This window comes from Streptomyces tatrensis, assembly GCF_049310065.1.
Classification (GTDB): Bacteria; Actinomycetota; Actinomycetes; order Streptomycetales; family Streptomycetaceae; genus Streptomyces.
This window is the reverse complement of record NZ_JBMDLB010000011.1, coordinates 4,326,968-4,343,272: the sequence shown is the minus strand read 5'-3', so window position 1 is coordinate 4,343,272 and position 16,305 is coordinate 4,326,968. Positions and strand designations below refer to the sequence as shown.

Annotated in this window: 14 protein-coding genes; 8 read left to right on the top strand and 6 right to left on the bottom strand. The window is 73.8% G+C overall.

Annotated elements, in window-relative coordinates; translation table 11 throughout:
- The first annotated feature begins 5 nt into the window (after positions 1-5).
- From ACODT5_RS35410 to ACODT5_RS35395, 4 genes are all read left to right on the top strand, one after another.
- Positions 6-1,958 (top strand): acetyl/propionyl/methylcrotonyl-CoA carboxylase subunit alpha, encoded by a 1,953-nt coding sequence (locus tag ACODT5_RS35410; RefSeq protein WP_422523173.1) that lies wholly within the window; start codon positions 6-8, stop codon positions 1,956-1,958.
- Complete coding sequence (locus tag ACODT5_RS35405) at positions 1,955-3,145, top strand: acyl-CoA dehydrogenase family protein (protein WP_422523172.1); 1,191 nt, start codon at positions 1,955-1,957, stop codon at positions 3,143-3,145. The genes ACODT5_RS35410 and ACODT5_RS35405 overlap by 4 nt, the downstream gene beginning before the upstream one ends.
- Positions 3,146-3,830: 685 nt before the next feature.
- On the top strand, positions 3,831-4,574 hold the full coding sequence (locus ACODT5_RS35400) for an enoyl-CoA hydratase family protein (protein ID WP_422523171.1): 744 nt from the start codon (positions 3,831-3,833) through the stop codon (positions 4,572-4,574).
- Positions 4,562-5,164, top strand: a complete 603-nt coding sequence (locus tag ACODT5_RS35395; RefSeq protein WP_422523170.1) for a TetR/AcrR family transcriptional regulator — start codon at positions 4,562-4,564, stop codon at positions 5,162-5,164. Before ACODT5_RS35400 ends, ACODT5_RS35395 begins: the two co-directional genes overlap by 13 nt.
- Positions 5,165-5,254: 90 nt before the next feature.
- Here ACODT5_RS35395 and ACODT5_RS35390 read toward each other — a convergent pair whose 3' ends face one another.
- Positions 5,255-6,361 carry a citrate synthase 2 gene (locus tag ACODT5_RS35390; protein WP_422523169.1) on the bottom strand — a complete coding sequence of 369 codons (1,107 nt, stop codon included), beginning with the start codon at positions 6,359-6,361 and terminating at the stop codon, positions 5,255-5,257.
- A 237-nt stretch (positions 6,362-6,598) separates the two neighbouring features.
- Here ACODT5_RS35390 and pdxH point away from each other — a divergent pair, with 237 nt between their 5' ends.
- Complete coding sequence (pdxH, locus tag ACODT5_RS35385; protein WP_422525134.1) at positions 6,599-7,222, top strand: pyridoxamine 5'-phosphate oxidase; 624 nt, start codon at positions 6,599-6,601, stop codon at positions 7,220-7,222.
- A gap of 323 nt (positions 7,223-7,545) precedes the next feature.
- On the opposite strand, the gene ACODT5_RS35380 is transcribed toward pdxH, so the two are convergent.
- A complete protein-coding gene (locus ACODT5_RS35380; RefSeq protein WP_422523168.1) occupies positions 7,546-7,968 on the bottom strand; it encodes a hypothetical protein in 423 nt (140 codons plus the stop codon).
- Positions 7,965-8,243 carry a CopG family transcriptional regulator gene (locus tag ACODT5_RS35375; protein WP_422523167.1) on the bottom strand — a complete coding sequence of 93 codons (279 nt, stop codon included), beginning with the start codon at positions 8,241-8,243 and terminating at the stop codon, positions 7,965-7,967. The genes ACODT5_RS35380 and ACODT5_RS35375 overlap by 4 nt, the downstream gene beginning before the upstream one ends.
- Before the next feature lie 161 nt (positions 8,244-8,404).
- Between ACODT5_RS35375 and ACODT5_RS35370 the strand changes: the two genes are divergently transcribed.
- Complete coding sequence (locus tag ACODT5_RS35370; RefSeq protein ID WP_422523166.1) at positions 8,405-9,715, top strand: PAS domain-containing protein; 1,311 nt, start codon at positions 8,405-8,407, stop codon at positions 9,713-9,715.
- Positions 9,716-9,749: 34 nt separating this feature from the next.
- Here ACODT5_RS35370 and ACODT5_RS35365 read toward each other — a convergent pair whose 3' ends face one another.
- The gene (locus ACODT5_RS35365; protein WP_422523165.1) at positions 9,750-10,505 is read right to left on the bottom strand and encodes an SIS domain-containing protein; all 756 of its coding nucleotides are present in this window, start codon (positions 10,503-10,505) and stop codon (positions 9,750-9,752) included.
- A gap of 268 nt (positions 10,506-10,773) precedes the next feature.
- On the opposite strand from ACODT5_RS35365, the gene ACODT5_RS35360 reads away from it, so the two are divergent.
- Both ACODT5_RS35360 and ACODT5_RS35355 read left to right on the top strand, forming a co-directional pair.
- Positions 10,774-11,466, top strand: coding sequence for an iron-dependent transcriptional repressor DtxR (locus tag ACODT5_RS35360; RefSeq protein ID WP_388507219.1), 693 nt, complete (start codon positions 10,774-10,776; stop codon positions 11,464-11,466).
- A gap of 362 nt (positions 11,467-11,828) precedes the next feature.
- A complete protein-coding gene (locus tag ACODT5_RS35355) occupies positions 11,829-12,779 on the top strand; it encodes an alpha/beta fold hydrolase (RefSeq protein ID WP_422523164.1) in 951 nt (316 codons plus the stop codon).
- 229 nt (positions 12,780-13,008) lie between these two features.
- Here ACODT5_RS35355 and ACODT5_RS35350 read toward each other — a convergent pair whose 3' ends face one another.
- Both ACODT5_RS35350 and ACODT5_RS35345 read right to left on the bottom strand, forming a co-directional pair.
- Complete coding sequence (locus ACODT5_RS35350) at positions 13,009-13,356, bottom strand: hypothetical protein (RefSeq protein WP_422523163.1); 348 nt, start codon at positions 13,354-13,356, stop codon at positions 13,009-13,011.
- A 35-nt stretch (positions 13,357-13,391) separates the two neighbouring features.
- Complete coding sequence (locus tag ACODT5_RS35345) at positions 13,392-16,172, bottom strand: ATP-binding protein (RefSeq protein ID WP_422525133.1); 2,781 nt, start codon at positions 16,170-16,172, stop codon at positions 13,392-13,394.
- Positions 16,173-16,305: the final 133 nt, after the last annotated feature.

Here is a 16,305-nt window from a genome sequence, read left to right as displayed (position 1 = left end):
CCCACATGACCCCGCACATCACCCCGCACACCAACCTGGCCTCCCTCCTCGTCGCCAACCGCGGCGAGATCGCCGTCCGCGTCTTCCGCACGGCCCGCGCGCTGGGCCTGGCCACCGTCGCCGTCCACTCCGACCCCGACGCCGACGCCCTGCACGTCCGCGCGGCCGACGCGGCCGTACGGCTGCCCGGCGCGGCCCCCGCCGACACCTACCTGCGCGGCGACCTGATCATCGGGGCCGCCCTCGCGGCGGGCGCCGACGCCGTCCACCCCGGCTACGGGTTCCTCTCCGAGAACGCCGACTTCGCCCGCGCCGTCCGCGCCGCCGGGCTCACCTGGGTCGGCCCGCCACCCGAGGCCATGGAGGCCATGGCCTCCAAGACCCGGGCCAAGGAGCTGATGCGCGCCGCCGGAGTCCCGCTGCTCGACCCCGTCGACCCGCACGCGGCCACCACCGCCGACCTCCCGCTGCTCCTCAAGGCCGCGGCGGGCGGCGGCGGCCGCGGGATGCGGGTGGTCCGGGACCTGGACTCCCTCAAGGAATCCCTCGAAGCCGCCTCCGCCGAGGCCCTGTCCGCCTTCGGCGACGGAGAGGTCTTCGCCGAGCCCTACGTGGAGCGCGGCCGCCACGTCGAGGTGCAGATCCTCGCCGACTCCCACGGCACCGTCTGGGCGCTCGGCACCCGCGACTGCTCCCTCCAGCGGCGCCACCAGAAGGTCATCGAGGAAGCTCCCGCGCCCGGCCTCCCCGAGGCCCTGCGCAGCACGCTCCACGAGGCCGCCGTGGCCGCCGCCCGCGCGGTGTCGTACGAGGGCGCGGGCACGGTCGAGTTCCTCGTCACCGCCGACGGGCGCCCGTACTTCCTGGAGATGAACACCCGCCTCCAGGTGGAACACCCCGTCACCGAAGCGGTCTTCGGGATCGACCTCGTCGCGCTGCAACTGCGGATCGCCGAGGGCGCCGCCCTGCCCCTGCACCCCCCGACGCCCGCCGGACACGCCGTCGAGGCCCGCCTCTACGCCGAGGACCCGGCCCAGGACTGGCGTCCGCAGACCGGGACCCTGCACACCCTCGCCGTCCCCGGCGAGGTCCGCGTGGATACCGGTTTCACCGACGGGGACACCGTCTCCGTCCACTACGACGCCATGCTCGCCAAGGTCGTCGCCCAGGCCCCGACCCGCGCCGAGGCGGTCCGCGCCCTGGCCCACGCCCTCGCCGGAGCCCGGATCCACGGCCTGACCACCAACCGCGAGCTCCTCGTACGCTCCCTGCGGCACCCGGAGTTCGCGGCCGCCCGGCTCGACACCGGCTTCTACGAGCGCCACCTGCCCGCCCTCACCGAGGCCGCCCCGGACGACCGGGCCCCCGTGCTCAGTGCGCTCGCCGCGGCCCTCGCCGAGTCCGCGCCCGACCCGGACGCCCCCCTCGCCACCCGCCTCGGCGGCTGGCGCAACCTCCGCTCCCAGCCGCAGAGCCGCCGCTACACGACCGCGGGGACCGAGTACGAAGTCCGCTACCACCCGTCGCGCACCGGGCCCCCGGAGCTCCTCGACCACCCCGGCGTGCGCGTCCTGTCCGCCACGCGTGACCTCGTGACCATCGAAGTGGACGGCGTCCGGCGGCTGTTCCACGTGAAACAAAATTCGAACACGACGTACGTGGACTCCGTGCTCGGCTCCCACGCCCTGACCCCCGTCCCCCGGTTCGAGGACCCCCAGGACCGCACCGAACCGGGCTCCCTGCTCGCCCCCATGCCCGGCACCGTCGTCCGCGTCGCCGAGGGCCTCGCCCCCGGCAGCCCCGTCACCGCCGGGCAGCCCCTGCTCTGGCTGGAGGCCATGAAGATGGAACACCGCATCCTCGCGCCCGCCTCCGGCACGCTCACCGCGCTCCACGCCGTCACCGGCCAACAGGTCGAATTCGGCGCCCTGCTCGCCGTAGTCCAGGAGGAAGCATGAGCTCCACCCCCGGCACCACGACGCTCGGCACCACGACTCTCGAAACTGAGGAACACCAGGCCCTGCGCGCGGCGGTCGCCGCCCTCGGCCGCAAGTACGGCCGCGAGTACCTCGCCCGTACGGCCCGCGAGGGCGGGCACCCCGACGAACTGTGGGCAGACGCCGCCAAGCTCGGCTACCTCGGGGTCAACCTCCCCGAGGAGTACGGCGGCGGAGGCGGCGGCATCGCCGAACTCTCCATCGTCCTCGAAGAACTCGGCGCCGCCGGCTGCCCGCTCCTCATGATGGTGGTCTCACCTGCCATCTGCGGCACGGTCATCGCCCGCTTCGGCACCGAGGCCCAGAAGCAGGCCTGGCTCCCCGGCCTCGCCGACGGCACGCGCACCATGGCCTTCGGCATCACCGAACCCGACGCCGGCTCCAACTCCCACCGCATCACCACCACCGCCCGCCGCGACGGCGACGACTGGGTCCTCACCGGCCGCAAGGTCTTCATCTCGGGCGTGGACATCGCCGACGCCACCCTCATCGTGGGCCGCACGGAAGACGCCCGCACGGGCAGCCTCAAGCCCTGCCTCTTCATCGTCCCCCGCGAAACCCCCGGCTTCGCCTACACCCCCATCGACATGGAACTCCAGGCGGCGGAGAAGCAGTTCGAGCTGGTCCTCGAAGACGTGCGCCTCCCCTCCTCCGCCCTGGTCGGCGACGAGGACGCGGGCCTGCTCCAGCTCTTCGCGGGCCTCAACCCCGAGCGCGTCATGACCGCCGCCTTCGCCATCGGCATGGGCCGCTACGCCCTCGCCCGGGCCGTCGACTACGCGAAGACCCGCCAGGTCTGGAAGACCCCGATCGGCGCCCACCAGGCCATTGCGCACCCCCTGGCGGCCGCCCACATAGACCTCGAACTGGCCCGCCTGATGATGCAGAAGGCGGCCCACCTCTACGACGCCGGCGACGACATGGGCGCGGGCGAGGCCGCGAACATGGCGAAGTACGCCGCGGGGGAGGCCTGCGTCCGGGCGGTGGACCAGTCCGTCCACACCCTGGGCGGCAACGGCCTCACCCGCGAATACGGCCTCGCGGCGCTTATCGTCGCCTCCCGGGTGGCCCGGATCGCCCCGGTCAGCCGGGAGATGATCCTCAACTTCATCTCCCACCAGACCCTGGGCCTCCCCAAGTCCTACTAGCCCCGGCTGCCCCGGCTTGCCGCTGCGCGGGGCGAGGAGTCCCCGCCCCACCCTTCCCCCGTTCCCCGGGCTCCGCCCGGACCCGTTGCCGCGTGCGGCGCCGTTCCCGGGGGCCAGCCCCCGGACCCCCGCGCCTCAAACGCCGGCGAGGCTGGAGTGTGCCGGCGAGGCTGGATTGCCCTCCGGGCAACCGTGCGCACGGCGCACGGTGTGCTGCGGGCCGGTCCAGTCCGGCGCCGGCCAAACCCAGCCCCGCCGGCGTTTGAGGCGCGGGGTCCGGGGCGGAGCCCCGGGGGGTCCGGGCGCAGCCCGGTACCCCTTCCCAGCCCCGCCGGCGTTTGAGGCGCGGGGTCCGGGGCGGAACCCCAGGGGGTCCGGGCGCAGCCCGGTACCCCCACTCCAGCCCGTCCGGCGTTTGAGGACCGGGTCAGGGCCGGCCCTGGGAACGGTGGAAGGGCGGGTAGGGGACTTCGCCCGCGCAGCGGCAAGGGTCGCTGCGGGGACTCTGCCCCGCGCAGCGGCAAGGGTCGCAGGGGGGACTTCGCCCGCGCAGCGGCAAGGGTCGCTGCGGGGGCTTCGCCCCGCAGGGCCACCCAGCCGCGGCCCACCGGAGCCCGCCGCAGGCGACCCGCATACCCTCCCCGGAGGGGATCCCGACCGACCGATCACCCCCTCCGGAGGAGACATGCCCCCACTGGTCCACGCCGCGCGAACGCCCGGCCTCACCACCCTGACCCTCGACTCCCCGGCCAACCGCAACGCCCTCTCCGCCACCCTGGTCCAGGAGCTCCGTACGGCTCTCGCCACCGCGGCCGCGGAACCGTCCACCCGTGCCGTCGTCCTCACCCACACCGGCACCACCTTCTGCGCCGGCGCCGACCTCAAGTCCCCCTGCGACCCCGCCGACTTCCTGGCCCTGCTCCGGGAGATCGCCGAACTCCCCCGGCCCGTCGTCGCCCGGGTCACCGGCCACGTCCGCGCGGGCGGCCTCGGGCTGCTCGGCGTCTGCGACATCGCCGCCGCCGGGCACGGGTCCACGTACGCCTTCACCGAGACCCACCTCGGCGTGGTCCCGGCCGTGATCTCGGCGCCGCTGCTCCCGCGCCTGGACCCCCGCGCCGCGGCCCGCTACTTCCTGACGGCCGAGGTCTTCGACGCCGCCGAAGCCACCCGCATCGGCCTGCTCACCCTCCACACCACGGACGCGGACGTCGACAAGCTGCTCGCCCCCGTCCTGGAAGGCCTCCTCAAGGCCGGCCCCGAGGCCCTGGCCGCGACGAAACGGCTGGTCACCGCCCCGGTACGGGCCGCCCTGGAGCGGGACGGAGCCGCCCTCACCGAGCTGTCCGCCCGGCACTTCGCCTCCGCCGAGGCCCGCGAGGGCATCAGCGCCCGCTTCGAACGACGGGACCCGTCATGGCTGCGGTGACCGCGGAGACCGGCCCCAAGCAGGCCCGCAGCCGGGTCACCCGCCGCCACCTCCTCGAAGCGGCGGTCTCCTGCCTCGCGGAACAGGGCTGGGCCGGATCCACCGTCGCCGTCGTCGCCGAGCGCGCCGGCGTCTCGCGCGGGGCGGCCCAGCACCACTTCCGCACCCGCGAGGAACTGTTCACCGCCGCCGTCGAGTACATGGCGGAGGTGCGCTCGACCGCGCTGCTGGACCTGTTCCCGCGCGGCGCTGCCTCGGCGGCCCGCGCCGACGTGGTCGGGGCGCTCATCGACCTGTACACCGGCCCGATGTTCCGCGCCGCCCTCCAGCTGTGGGTCGCGGCCTCCCACGAGGAGCAGCTGCGCCCCCGCGTGGCCGAGCTGGAGGCCCGCGTCGGCCGCGAGACCCACCGCATCGCCGTGGAACTCCTGGGCGCGGACGAGTCCGTACCGGGCGTACGGGAAACCGTGCAGGGCCTGCTCGACATGGCCCGCGGCCTGGGCCTGGCCAACGTCCTCACCGACGACACCACCCGCCGGGCGCGGGTGGTCGCCCAGTGGGCCCGGATCCTGGACTCGGAACTGGGCTGACGGGACGCGCAGGGCGCCGCACCCCGAGGGGATGCGGCGCCCTGCGTCACGGCGGCGGCCCTGTGCGGGGGCAGCCGGCGGCCGGTGCGATCAGGCGGTGGAGGCGATGTCCTCGTAACCGGCGATCTCGCTGGGGTTGCGCACGCCCGGCCCGGTGTAGCGGGCCGAGGGGCGGACCAGGCGGCCCGTGCGCTTCTGCTCCAGGATGTGCGCGGACCAGCCGGCGGTACGGGCACACGTGAACATCGAGGTGAACATGTGCGCCGGGACCTCCGCGAAGTCCAGCATGATCGCGGCCCAGAACTCCACGTTCGTGGCGAGCACCCGGTCGGGGCGGCGCGCGTGCAGCTCCTCCAGGGCGGCCTTCTCCAGCGCGGCGGCCACCTCGTAGCGCGGGGCGTCCAGCTCCTTGGCCGTACGCCGCAGCACGCGGGCGCGCGGGTCCTCGGCCCGGTAGACGCGGTGGCCGAAGCCCATCAGCCGCTCACCCTTGTCCAGGGCCTTCTTCACGTACGCCACGGCGTCGCCGGTGCGCTCGATCTCCTCGATCATGCCGAGGACGCGCGAGGGCGCCCCGCCGTGCAGCGGCCCGGACATCGCGCCGACCGCGCCGGACAGCGCGGCCGCGACATCGGCACCCGTCGAGGCGATGACGCGCGCGGTGAAGGTCGAGGCGTTCATCCCGTGCTCGGCGGCCGAGGTCCAGTAGGCGTCGACGGCCTTGACGTGGCGCGGGTCGGGCTCGCCCCGCCAGCGGATCATGAACCGCTCGACCACGGACTCGGCCTTGTCGATCTCGCTCTGCGGGACCATCGGCCGTCCCTGGCCGCGCGCGGACTGCGCGACGTACGACAGGGCCATCACGGCCGCCCGCGCGAGGTCGTCCCTCGCCGTCCGCTCATCGATGTCGAGCAGCGGTTTCAGACCCCACACGGGGGCGAGCATGGCGAGCGCGGACTGCACGTCGACCCGGATGTCACCCGAGTGGACCGGGATCGGGAAGGGCTCGGCGGCCGGCAGGCCGGGGTTGAAGGCACCGTCGACCAGCAGGCCCCAGACGTTCCCGAAGGAGACGTGGCCCACGAGGTCTTCGATGTCGACGCCCCGGTATCGCAGCGACCCACCTTCCTTGTCGGGTTCGGCGATCTCCGTTTCGAACGCGACGACTCCCTCGAGACCGGGTACGAAGTCGGACATCAGGCGGCTCCTCAAATAGTGCGAACACGCGCGGCTCCCGGCGTGATTCGCGGTCCGGCGCGGTCATCCCCGTTGATGCCCGGCACGGCCGATGGTCATCCGTTCGGGACCGTCGGACCGGCCCCAAGATTTTGTACGTTCCGCTTGGCGCGGGGAAGCGTGACATACGGCACAGTCGCGGACGCGCCGCTGCGGCAGGATGGCCGCGTGACCGATCAGCACCTTGACCCTGCCGACATGCGCAAGCAGTACCGCTCCCAGCTCGTCGCCGAGGAAAGCCTCGCCGAGGAGCCGATGGGCCAGTTCGCGCACTGGTTCCGCGACGCTGCGGAGGCGAACGTCTTCGAACCCAACGCGATGGTCGTCGCGACCGCAACCCCGGACGGCCGTCCCAGCTCGCGCACGGTCCTGTTGAAGCAGTTCGACGAGCGCGGATTCGTCTTCTTCACGAACTACGACTCCCGCAAGGGCCGCGAACTGGCCGCCAACCCCTTCGTCTCCCTGCTCTTCCCCTGGCACCCCATCGCCCGCCAGGTCATCGTCACCGGCACGGCCTCCCGCATCGGCCGCGACGAGACGGCGGCGTACTTCCGCTCCCGCCCCCACGGCTCCCAGCTGGGCGCCTGGGCCAGCGAACAGTCCACGGTGATCGCCTCCCGCGCGGAACTGGACCGCCGCTACGCGGAACTGGAAGCCCGCTACCCCGAGGGCGAACAGGTTCCGGTCCCCCCGCAGTGGGGCGGCATCCGCGTGGTCCCCGACGCGGTGGAATTCTGGCAGGGCCACGAGAACCGCCTCCACGACCGCCTCCGCTACGCCCTGGAGGCCGGCGGCTGGCGCGTGGAACGCCTCTGCCCGTGACCCCGTAGGGGCCCCGTACACGCAGACAACCCGCGGGCTCGGGTTTCCCCCCTGCAGTGGGGGAAGCCGGCCGGACGTACCGGCGAGCCCGCGGGTCGGGTGACTGCTTGGGATTGGCGCCGGCGACTCCGCCGGGCACCGCACTGGGTGCGTGCGACAACGGGCGCTTTAGCCCGCAGCCACCTCACGCGTCCGGTTTCCGTACATTGCGGCAACCACCTCCCTTCTCGTGTGCGGCCACTGTAGGCACCCCCACAGGACGCGCTCAACCGAATTTCGGGGGCAATTCCGCAGGCGTGGCCAGGGTCTCCGGAGCCGCCGGTTCATACCTTCTTGACGACGATCGAGTCCGGGACCAATCGCTCCAGATCGTCCACGTCCGAGGTGTAGACGGTGACCTGCCCCTTCTGCTGACGCGCGATGACGGCGAGTACCGCGTCGATCGCGTACTTGTGGCCGTGCAGCTCGGCGTCCGCCAGGAGTCGGCGGGCCTGACGTGCTTCGTCCTTCCCGACGTCGGCGACCTTGAGCCGGGAGAGGACCCAGTCCCATCGCTGTTCAGTGGTCCTCCCGTCATAGGCCTCGACGAGTGTCATCGGAGAGGTCACTACCTCGGCTCCACCCTGGGCGGCGATGTCCAGCAAGGCGATCATCTTTCGGTCGCCGCGCACGGCCAGGGACAGTGCTTCGCAGTCGAGTACGAAGACGCGCAGCGGCGGTTGCGCACGCTCACCGGTCCGCTTCACGCGGCCTCGCCGGCCTGGTGGCTTGCCGTGGCGCGACGGCGTTCGTGCTCGGCGTCGAGAGCCTCCAGATCCTCGAACGCGGCCGCGCGCTCCTCCTCGGTGACAGGGCCGTGCTCCTCCTGTAGCCAGTCGACCAATTCCCGCAGCCGGTCCCGGTCGCGCTTGAACCGCAGTGCTTCGGCGACGTACGCCGACAGGCCTCGCTCCGCTGCTTCCGCACGGATCTCGTCAAGGAGCTCTTCGGGAATTGTTACCGTGATCTTCTTGGTCGCCATATAAAGCACCATACTCCCCGTATCGTGGCCCTCACCAGTCCGGCAGGCGGCCCCGGGTCCCGGACATACCGGGATGATTGCGGGAAGTGGGTGTGTGCTGCGTCACGTTCGAGTTCAATGACGTGACGTGCCGCACACGCGAACACCTGCAGGGGGCCCAGGTGACTGCATCCGGACGTGATGAGACCGCCGACGATCTGCTCGCAGCGCTGCTGGACGGGATGGACGCGGCTTTGTGCGCGTTCGACGCCGACGGCGTGATCACCCACTGGAACCGTGAGGCCGAGCGGATTCTGGGGTGGTCGGCGATCGAGGCCGTGGGGCGCAAGGGGTTCGCGGGGTGGGCCGTGCGGGCCGCCGACGCGCAGGACGTGCAGGACAGACTCATGGCCGCCCAGGACGTGCCGGGGCGGCAGGTGCACGAGTTCGCGCTGCTGACCAAGGACGGCGGGCGGGTGCTCGTGCGGACCCAGTCCGCGGGGGTGCCGGGCGCCGACGGGAAGCCGGCCGGGGTGTACTGCGCCTTCAGCGAGGTGCACGCGCAGATCGACCTGGAGCGTTCCATTGCCCTGAGCGAGGCGCTGATGGAGGACGCCTCCTGGGGCGTCGTCCTCGTGGATGTGGACCTGCGGCCGGCCGTGGTCAACGCCCACGCCGCCCGCGCCTTCGGCTCCGGCCGCACCGTGCTGCTCGGGCGGCCGCTCGGGGAGCTGCTGGCGCAGGGGGTGGAGGAGCTGGAGGGGGCCCTGCAGCACGTGCTGGCCGAGGGTGCGCCCCCGGCCCCGGCGGAGCTGTGGGTGTCCGTACGCGGCCCCGAGGGCGTGCGGCGGCGGTGCTGGCGGTGCGGGTTCCTGCGCCTGGCGTCGCCGCTCGCGGAGGAACCCGTACCGCTCGGGGTCGCGCTGCTGTTCCAGGACGTCACCGAGGCGCGCCAGGCGCAGCTGGACACGGCGCAGCTGCGGTTCCGGTCCCATCAGCTGTACCGGGCCGGGCGGGCCGCCGCCGAGTGCGAGGATCCCGCCGAGGCGGCGGCGGTACGGCTGGAGTTCGCCCTCGCGGGCTTCGCCGAGCACGCGCTGGTGGACGTACTGGAGCCGGAGCCGGTACGGGACCCCGTGCGGCTGCTGCGCTGGGCGGCGTCCCCGCCCGGCCTGCCGGGGCTGCCCGAGCCCGGGGCGATCCCGGTGCGCTACGAGGCCGGCCACCCGGCGCTACAGGCGCTGGACCGGGCCGGGTCGGTGCGGACGAGCGCCCCGCGCGGGCAGGCCGACGAGGTGTGGTCGGGCGCCCGGCGCTGGCCCGAGGGCGCGGCGCACGCCCTGTGCACGGTGCTGCGCAGCCGGGGCCGGAGCCTGGGGACGCTGACGTTCCTGCGGGGGCCGTCCCGGGCCGCCTTCGAGCGCGCGGACGCGGCGTACGCGGAGGAGGTGGCGGCCCGCGTCGCGGCGGATCTGGACCTGGCGGGGCGGTGAGGAGCCCCGCCCCGGGGCCGCGCCGCGGGTGTGGCTAGTGGCGGAAGAAGATGCGGTCGCCGTACTCCTGCATGACGCGGCCGTTCCACTCGTGGCCGCCGTCCACGTTGCCCGAGCGCAGGAGTGGCGGTTCGACCCCGCGGGCGACGAGCTCGCCGGCCGCGGCGGCCATGACCGCCTGCATGATCGCGCTGGTCACGACGGTGGAGGCGGGGGCGAAGGGGGCTTCGATGCCCTCGTGGGTGAGCTCGGCGTCGCCGACCGCGATCTTGCTGTCGAGGACGATGTCGCAGTGGTCCTTGAGGAAGGTGCCGGAGACGTGGCGGGACTTGGTGTCGGTCGCGTAGGCCACCGAGGTGACGCCGATGACCTTGAGGCCGATCGCGCGGGCGTTCATGGCCATCTCGACCGGCAGGGCGTTGCGCCCGGAGAGGGAGATGATCACGAGGACGTCGCCGTCACTGGCCGGGCTGCTGTCCAGGACCGCTCCGGCGAGGCCGTCGACGCGCTCCAGGGCGCTGCCGAGGGTGGCGGGCATGACGTCGATGCCGACGGTGCCGGGGACGGCGAGGAAGTTCATCAGGGCGAGTCCGCCGGCCCGGTAGACCACGTCCTGGGCGGGGAGCGAGGAGTGCCCGGCGCCGAAGGCGAAGAGCTTGTTCCCGGCGGCCACGGCGTCCGCGATGACGGTTCCGGCCTCGTTGATGCGGGCGGACTCCTCGTCCCGTACCCGCTCCAGCAGACCGATCGCGGAGTCGAAGAACTGACCGGCCAGCTTGCTCTCGCTCATACGCCGATGGCCTTCCGGGGTGGGAGTGGGTGAGGTTGTCGTCCGTGTCCGCCGCTCACCGTGCGGTCTGGACCAAGGGCGTGTCAATACGAACTTCCATCCAAGGGGCGAAAGGCCCGGTGGGCGGCGTAATGAGAGGTGCCCGGAGGGGAAAGAGGGGTGTTTCCGGGCAGTCCGGAACGGCCCTTGACGTCCTACACGGGACGGTTGTCGGCGTGATGGGTCAGAATTGGGGGCAGGGCCAGCGCACGCAATCCGAGGGGCACGAATGTCCGGACTGATCGATACCACGGAGATGTACCTCCGCACCATCCTCGAACTGGAAGAGGAAGGTGTGGTCCCCATGCGCGCCCGCATCGCCGAGCGGCTCGACCAGAGCGGCCCGACGGTGAGCCAGACGGTGGCGCGAATGGAGCGCGACGGCCTGGTGGCCGTCGCCAGCGACCGGCACCTGGAGCTGACCGACGAGGGGCGCAAGCTGGCGACGCGGGTGATGCGCAAGCACCGCCTCGCGGAGTGCCTGCTCGTCGACGTCATCGGCCTGGAGTGGGAGCAGGTGCACGCCGAGGCCTGTCGCTGGGAACACGTGATGAGCGAGGCGGTGGAGCGGCGGGTGCTGGAGCTGCTGCGCCACCCGACCGAATCGCCGTACGGCAACCCGATCCCGGGGCTGGAGGAGCTGGGTGAGAAGGCCGAGGCCGATCCGTTCCTGGAGGAGGGCATGGTCAGCCTGTCCGAGCTGGACCCGGGTGCGGAGGGCAAGACCGTGGTGATCCGCCGGATCGGCGAGCCGATCCAGACGGACGCGCAGCTGATGTACACGCTGCGCCGGGCGGGCGTGCAGCCCGGCTCGGTGGTCAGCGTGACCGAGTCGCCCGGCGGCGTGCTGGTCGGCAGCGGGGGCGAGGCCGCGGAGCTCGACGCGGACGTGGCCTCCCACGTGTTCGTGGCGAAGCGCTGACGGACGGAGGGGCTGGGCGGTCTTCGACAGGCTGACGCACGGGCGTTCGATCAGGTCGCCAGTGCGAGCGAATCCGACTGGTGTCGGCCTGTACGGACCGGTGTGGATCTGCATGGATGGTCCCGGCGCCTTACGGCGCCGGGACCGGTCCTCCCCTGCTTGACCTGGAGCCCCGAGCTCTCAAGGTCATCCCTTCGGACCGTCTTCCCCGAGCGGCCCGCCTCCCTGTTGAAAGGATCTCCATCGGCAGCGCCGGTCAATCCTTGAGCAAGGTCACTCGAAAGAGCGGTGTTGTCGGCGAGAACCCCGTTTTCGAATACGGGTTCGATACTGTGGCCGGGAGCGAAGGGGGTGCATCTGCGGTGGTACGACGCCTCGATGTGACGGGGGCCGACGGCGTACGCCTGGCGGCCTGGGAGTTCCACGAAGCGACCGCGGAGCCCGAGCCGTCGGCGCCGCAGTCGCAGTCACTGTTTCCGTCGCAGTTTCCGTCGCAGTCTCCGTCGCTGTCGGGCGAGCCCGCGGCCCTCTTACTGCACGGTCTGATGGGCCGCGCCTTCCACTGGACGGGCACCGCCCGCTGGCTCGGCGCGAGCCGCCGCGTCGTGGCCCTCGACCAGCGAGGCCACGGCCAGAGCGAGCGCCCGCCGACCGCCGGCCCCGGCAGCCCCGCCAGTTCCGTCGCCTACGGGCGCGAGGCCTTCGTGGCCGACGCCGAAGCGGCCGTCGAGCAGCTCGGCCTCGCGCCGGTGACGCTGATCGGCCATTCCATGGGCGCCCTCACCGCCTGGCAGCTCGCGGCCCGCCGCCCCGATCTCGTAGCGGCCCTGGTCATCTGCGACATGCGGGCGTCCGCGCTGGGGGAGGCCTCGCAGCAGGAGTGGGAGGAGTGGTTCCGGCACTGGCCGCTGCCGTTCCCCACCCAGGACGCCGCGCGGCGCTGGTTCGGCGAGGACGATCCGCGGGTGGAGCGCCCGGACCCCGGCCGGGGCGAGTTCTTCGCGGAGGTGATGCACGAGGCCGACGACGGCTGGCGCCCGCTGTTCTCGCGCCGCCAGATGCTCACCGCGCGGGAGACGTGGGTGCACGACGCGCACTGGGAGGAGCTCGCCCAGGTGCGCTGCCCGACGCTGGTGGTGCGCGGTCTGGACGGCGAGCTGGGCCGGGCCGAGGCACAGGAGATGGTCCGCGTCCTGCCGGCCGGGCAGTACGCCGAGATCCCGGACGCCGGCCACTACCTCCACTACGACCAGCCGACGGCTTGGCGCGCGGTGGTGGAGCCCTTCCTGGAGGGCATCAAGGCCTCGGCGTGAGGGGCGGGGCGGCGGGGCAGGGCGGCGAGGCAGGGCCGGGCGGGCCGGTGAGGGCGGCTGTGGGCCCGGGTGGGGGCCGGGCGCTCCCCCGGCGCCGGGCGACCCTCCTACGGGGCCGTACGGGGCTCTGTGGGGCCGTACGGGGCCCTGCGGGGGCCAGTTGCGGCCGACGGGGTGGCGGGGCGGCCGCTTGGTCGGGCTGGTCGGGCTAGTTGGGCTGGGCGGGCCCCTACGGGTGACGCAGCATCCGTAGCGCGTCAGTCAGCGTGACGGTGCCGTCGTCGCTCCAGGAGCAGACCTCCAGCCAGGCCAGGTAACCGTTCTGAGCGAACGCCAGGACCTCGCCGATGCAGTGCTCGAGCGCGTCGTACAGCTGGGCCTCGGCCGCCACCACGGTCCCGGCAGGCAGCGGCGCCGCTGGCACCCCGTCCGTGTCCAGCTCGAAGTACGCCGTACCGCAGCCGCACGAGCAGCGTCCGGACACCCGCAGGTGCGGCACCTGCCGGCGGAGCGCGCCGTGGGCCGCGTCCGCCGGTCCGAGGAGGACGTCCAGCGCGGCGGCGACATCGGAGGGCAACCCGGACGGCAGCGCTCGGGGCCGCCGGGGCCGGTCTACGGGACTTCCAGGAGGGTGAGTTGTTCCGGCAGCGGGAGGGCTTCGCCCGTGGTGAAGGCCGTCGCGAAGGCCTCCGGGCCCAGGGCCGCGCGGGCCCGGCCCGCCGCCCGGTCGGCGTCGGTGCGTTCCGCCCGGGGGCGCGGGGTGCCCGCCGAGGCGCGCAGGGCCGTCGCCGTGCCCAGCAGGGAGGCCGCCCGGGCGGGCGGGAGCACCCCCGCCAGGCCTTCGAGGGCCAGCGCGAGCGCGCGGGGGTCCCCGGAACGGCGGGCCGCCGCGAGGCCTTCCCGGTGCAGGGACTCCGCCGCGGCCGGGTCGCCCCGCAGCTCCGCGACGTACCCCAGCTCCGCCAGGACCAGCGCCGCTCCGGAGTCCACCCCGAGCCGCCGGTTCCAGTCGAGCCACGGCCGCAGCCGGGTCTCGGCGCCGTCCAGGTCGCCGCCGCGCCGCGCGCCCAGGGCGAGCCCGATCGCCGCGAACTGCTCGGCCGGGCGGTGGCCTTGCTCCTCCGCCAGCCGCAGGGCCTGCTCGTGCAGGGCGGCCGCGCGCGCCGGGTCCCCGGTCAGCAGCGCGATGCGGCCCTGCCGGGCCAGCCGGAAGGAGGCGTGCGTCCACAACTCCAGCTCCTGCGCGTCCCGTACGCCGTCCTCGTGCAGCCGCGCCGCGGCCGGGTAGTCCCCGGTCACCTCGGCGAGGATGCCGAGCTGCTCCGAGGTCTGCAACTGGCCCCAGCGATCACCCAGTTCGGAGAACACGGCGGCGGCAGCCTCCGCGTTACGCCGCAGTTCCGCGAGGTCGCCGTCGTACATCGCCCGCGTCGAGAGGGTGAGCAGCGCGACCGCCTCGCCCCATCGGTCGCCGCTCTCGCGGAACTGGGCCGGGAGAGCGGTGAGTTCGGCCTCCAGTACGCCGGAGCCGAAGCCGCAGCGGGCGTAGGTCAGCAGCCACTGTTCCCGGAGGCCGGCGTCCGAGAAGTCGCGGCCGAGGTGGCTGTCGTCCCCGCCGAGCAGTGCGAAGGCGGCGTGCAGGGCCGTGGCCCCGGCCGCTCCGGTGGCCTCGGCGGCTTCCCGGATCCGGCCGCGCAGGAACCAGTACCAGGACTGCGCGCCGACCAGCCGCACCCCCAACTCCCCTGCCCCCGTGTGCTCCAGGGCGGCCCGGGCGTTGGGCCCCTCGCGGTCGAGCCGCCGCAGCCACTCGCCCTGCCCGGGCCCGTGCAGCCGCTCGGCCGCGCGCTCGGCGAGGCCGGTGTAGTACTCCGCGTGCCGCTGCCGGGTCGCGCCCGTCTCCCCGGCGGCGCCGAGCCGCTCCAGCCCGTACGCGGCCACCGACTCCAGCAGCCGCAGGCGCGAGTCGCCGTACGCGGAGGCCGAGTGTGTGGAGGCCGAGTGCGCGGAGGCCGAGTGTGCGGAGTCGCCGTACGCCGAGCTCACGAGCGAGCAGTCCACGAGCCGGGTGAGCAGATCGAGCACGTCCTCACGGGCGACCCGGTCATCTGCCTCGGCACCATCCGCGCCCCCGCCCCTGTCCCCGCCCCCGGCCCCGCCCCACGCGTCCCCGTCCGCGCACACCCCCTCGGCCGCCTCCACCGTGAATCCGCCCGCGAACACCGACAGGCGGCGCAGGACCGTCGCCTCCGCCGGGGAGAGCAGCTCCCAGCTCCAGTCGATCGTCGCGCGCAGCGTGCGCTGGCGGGCCGGGGCGTCGCGGCGCACCTGGTTGAGCAGGCGGAAGCGGTCGTGCAGGCGTTCCGCCAGTGCCTCCACGCCCAGGACCCGTACCCGCGTCGCGGCGAGTTCCAGCGCGAGCGGTATCCCGTCCAGACGGCGGCAGATCAGGGCCACGGCCTCCGCGGTGCCGGGGCCGAGGGCGAAGCCGGGGGCGGCGGCGGCCGCGCGGGCCGCGAACAGTTCCACGGCCCGGGCCTCCGTGAGCGGGGCGACGGCCTCGATCACCTCGCCCGAGAGCGCGAGCGGCTCCTGGCTGGTGGCGAGGACGCGCAGGCCGGGGGCGCGGCGCAGGAGCCGTTCGGCGAGGGCCGCGGCGGCGGGGAGGACGTGCTCGCAGTTGTCGAGTACGAGGAGTGCCGCGCGCCGCCGCAACGCCTCGGCGAGCCGGTCTTCGACGGAGCCGCCGGCGGCGTCGTCCTCGCGCATCCCGATCGCGGCGGCCACCGCTTCGGCGACCGACGCGCCCTGCGCGCCCGCGAGTTCCACGAACCACACCCCGTCGGGGTACGCCTCCTCCAGCCGGGCCGCCGCGGCCAGCGCGAGCCGGGTCTTGCCGACGCCGCCGGGCCCGCACAGCGTCACCAGCCGGCCTGCCCCGAGCGCCGCGCACACCCGGGCGACGGCCTCCTCGCGGCCCACGAGGGAGCTGACGGGCGCGGGCAGGTTGCCACCGCCCCCGTACGCCCGGCTGCCCCGGGCCGCCTGCGCCGCCTGCCCCAGCGGCTCCGGCGGACCCGGCTCCGCGGCCGGGCCCAGTGCGGGGTCCTGGCGGAGGATGGCTTCGTACAGGGCCGAGAGCTGCGCACCGGGGTCGATGCCGAGTTCCTCGGCGAAGAGCCCGCGCAGGTGCGCGTAGACGGCGAGGGCCTCGTTCTGGCGGCCGGCGCGGTACAGCGCTCGCATCTGGCTGCCGCGCAGCCGCTGGCGCAGCGGGTGGGCGGCGGCGGGTCCGGCCAACTCGTCGGCGAGGTCCCTGTGTTCGCCGAGTTCGAGGCGGGCCTCGGCCAGGTCCTCGTAGGCCGTGATCCGCTGCTCCTCCAGCCGGGTGATCGCCGCTCTGCGCGAACTTCACGGGCGCCGATCGGTGAAGACTGGTGCCGCGCCTTCGTAACGAAGACCAAGTGGGGGTGCATGAGGGGAACGCAGTGTCTACCAGTGCAAATGTTCTATTGCTCGGCCATAA

What these genes read in the sequence shown, in the direction of transcription:
- ACODT5_RS35410 (WP_422523173.1), top strand. Translation starts at nt 6, where the DNA reads ATGACCCCGCACATCACCCCGCACACCAACCTGGCCTCCCTCCTCGTC.
- ACODT5_RS35390 (WP_422523169.1), bottom strand. Translation starts at nt 6,361, where the DNA reads ATGTCCGACTTCGTACCCGGTCTCGAGGGAGTCGTCGCGTTCGAAACG.
- ACODT5_RS35375 (WP_422523167.1), bottom strand. Translation starts at nt 8,243, where the DNA reads ATGGCGACCAAGAAGATCACGGTAACAATTCCCGAAGAGCTCCTTGAC.
- ACODT5_RS35365 (WP_422523165.1), bottom strand. Translation starts at nt 10,505, where the DNA reads ATGAGCGAGAGCAAGCTGGCCGGTCAGTTCTTCGACTCCGCGATCGGT.
- ACODT5_RS35405 (WP_422523172.1), top strand. Translation starts at nt 1,955, where the DNA reads ATGAGCTCCACCCCCGGCACCACGACGCTCGGCACCACGACTCTCGAA.
- ACODT5_RS35360 (WP_388507219.1), top strand. Translation starts at nt 10,774, where the DNA reads ATGTCCGGACTGATCGATACCACGGAGATGTACCTCCGCACCATCCTC.
- ACODT5_RS35395 (WP_422523170.1), top strand. Translation starts at nt 4,562, where the DNA reads ATGGCTGCGGTGACCGCGGAGACCGGCCCCAAGCAGGCCCGCAGCCGG.
- ACODT5_RS35400 (WP_422523171.1), top strand. Translation starts at nt 3,831, where the DNA reads ATGCCCCCACTGGTCCACGCCGCGCGAACGCCCGGCCTCACCACCCTG.
- pdxH (WP_422525134.1), top strand. Translation starts at nt 6,599, where the DNA reads ATGCGCAAGCAGTACCGCTCCCAGCTCGTCGCCGAGGAAAGCCTCGCC.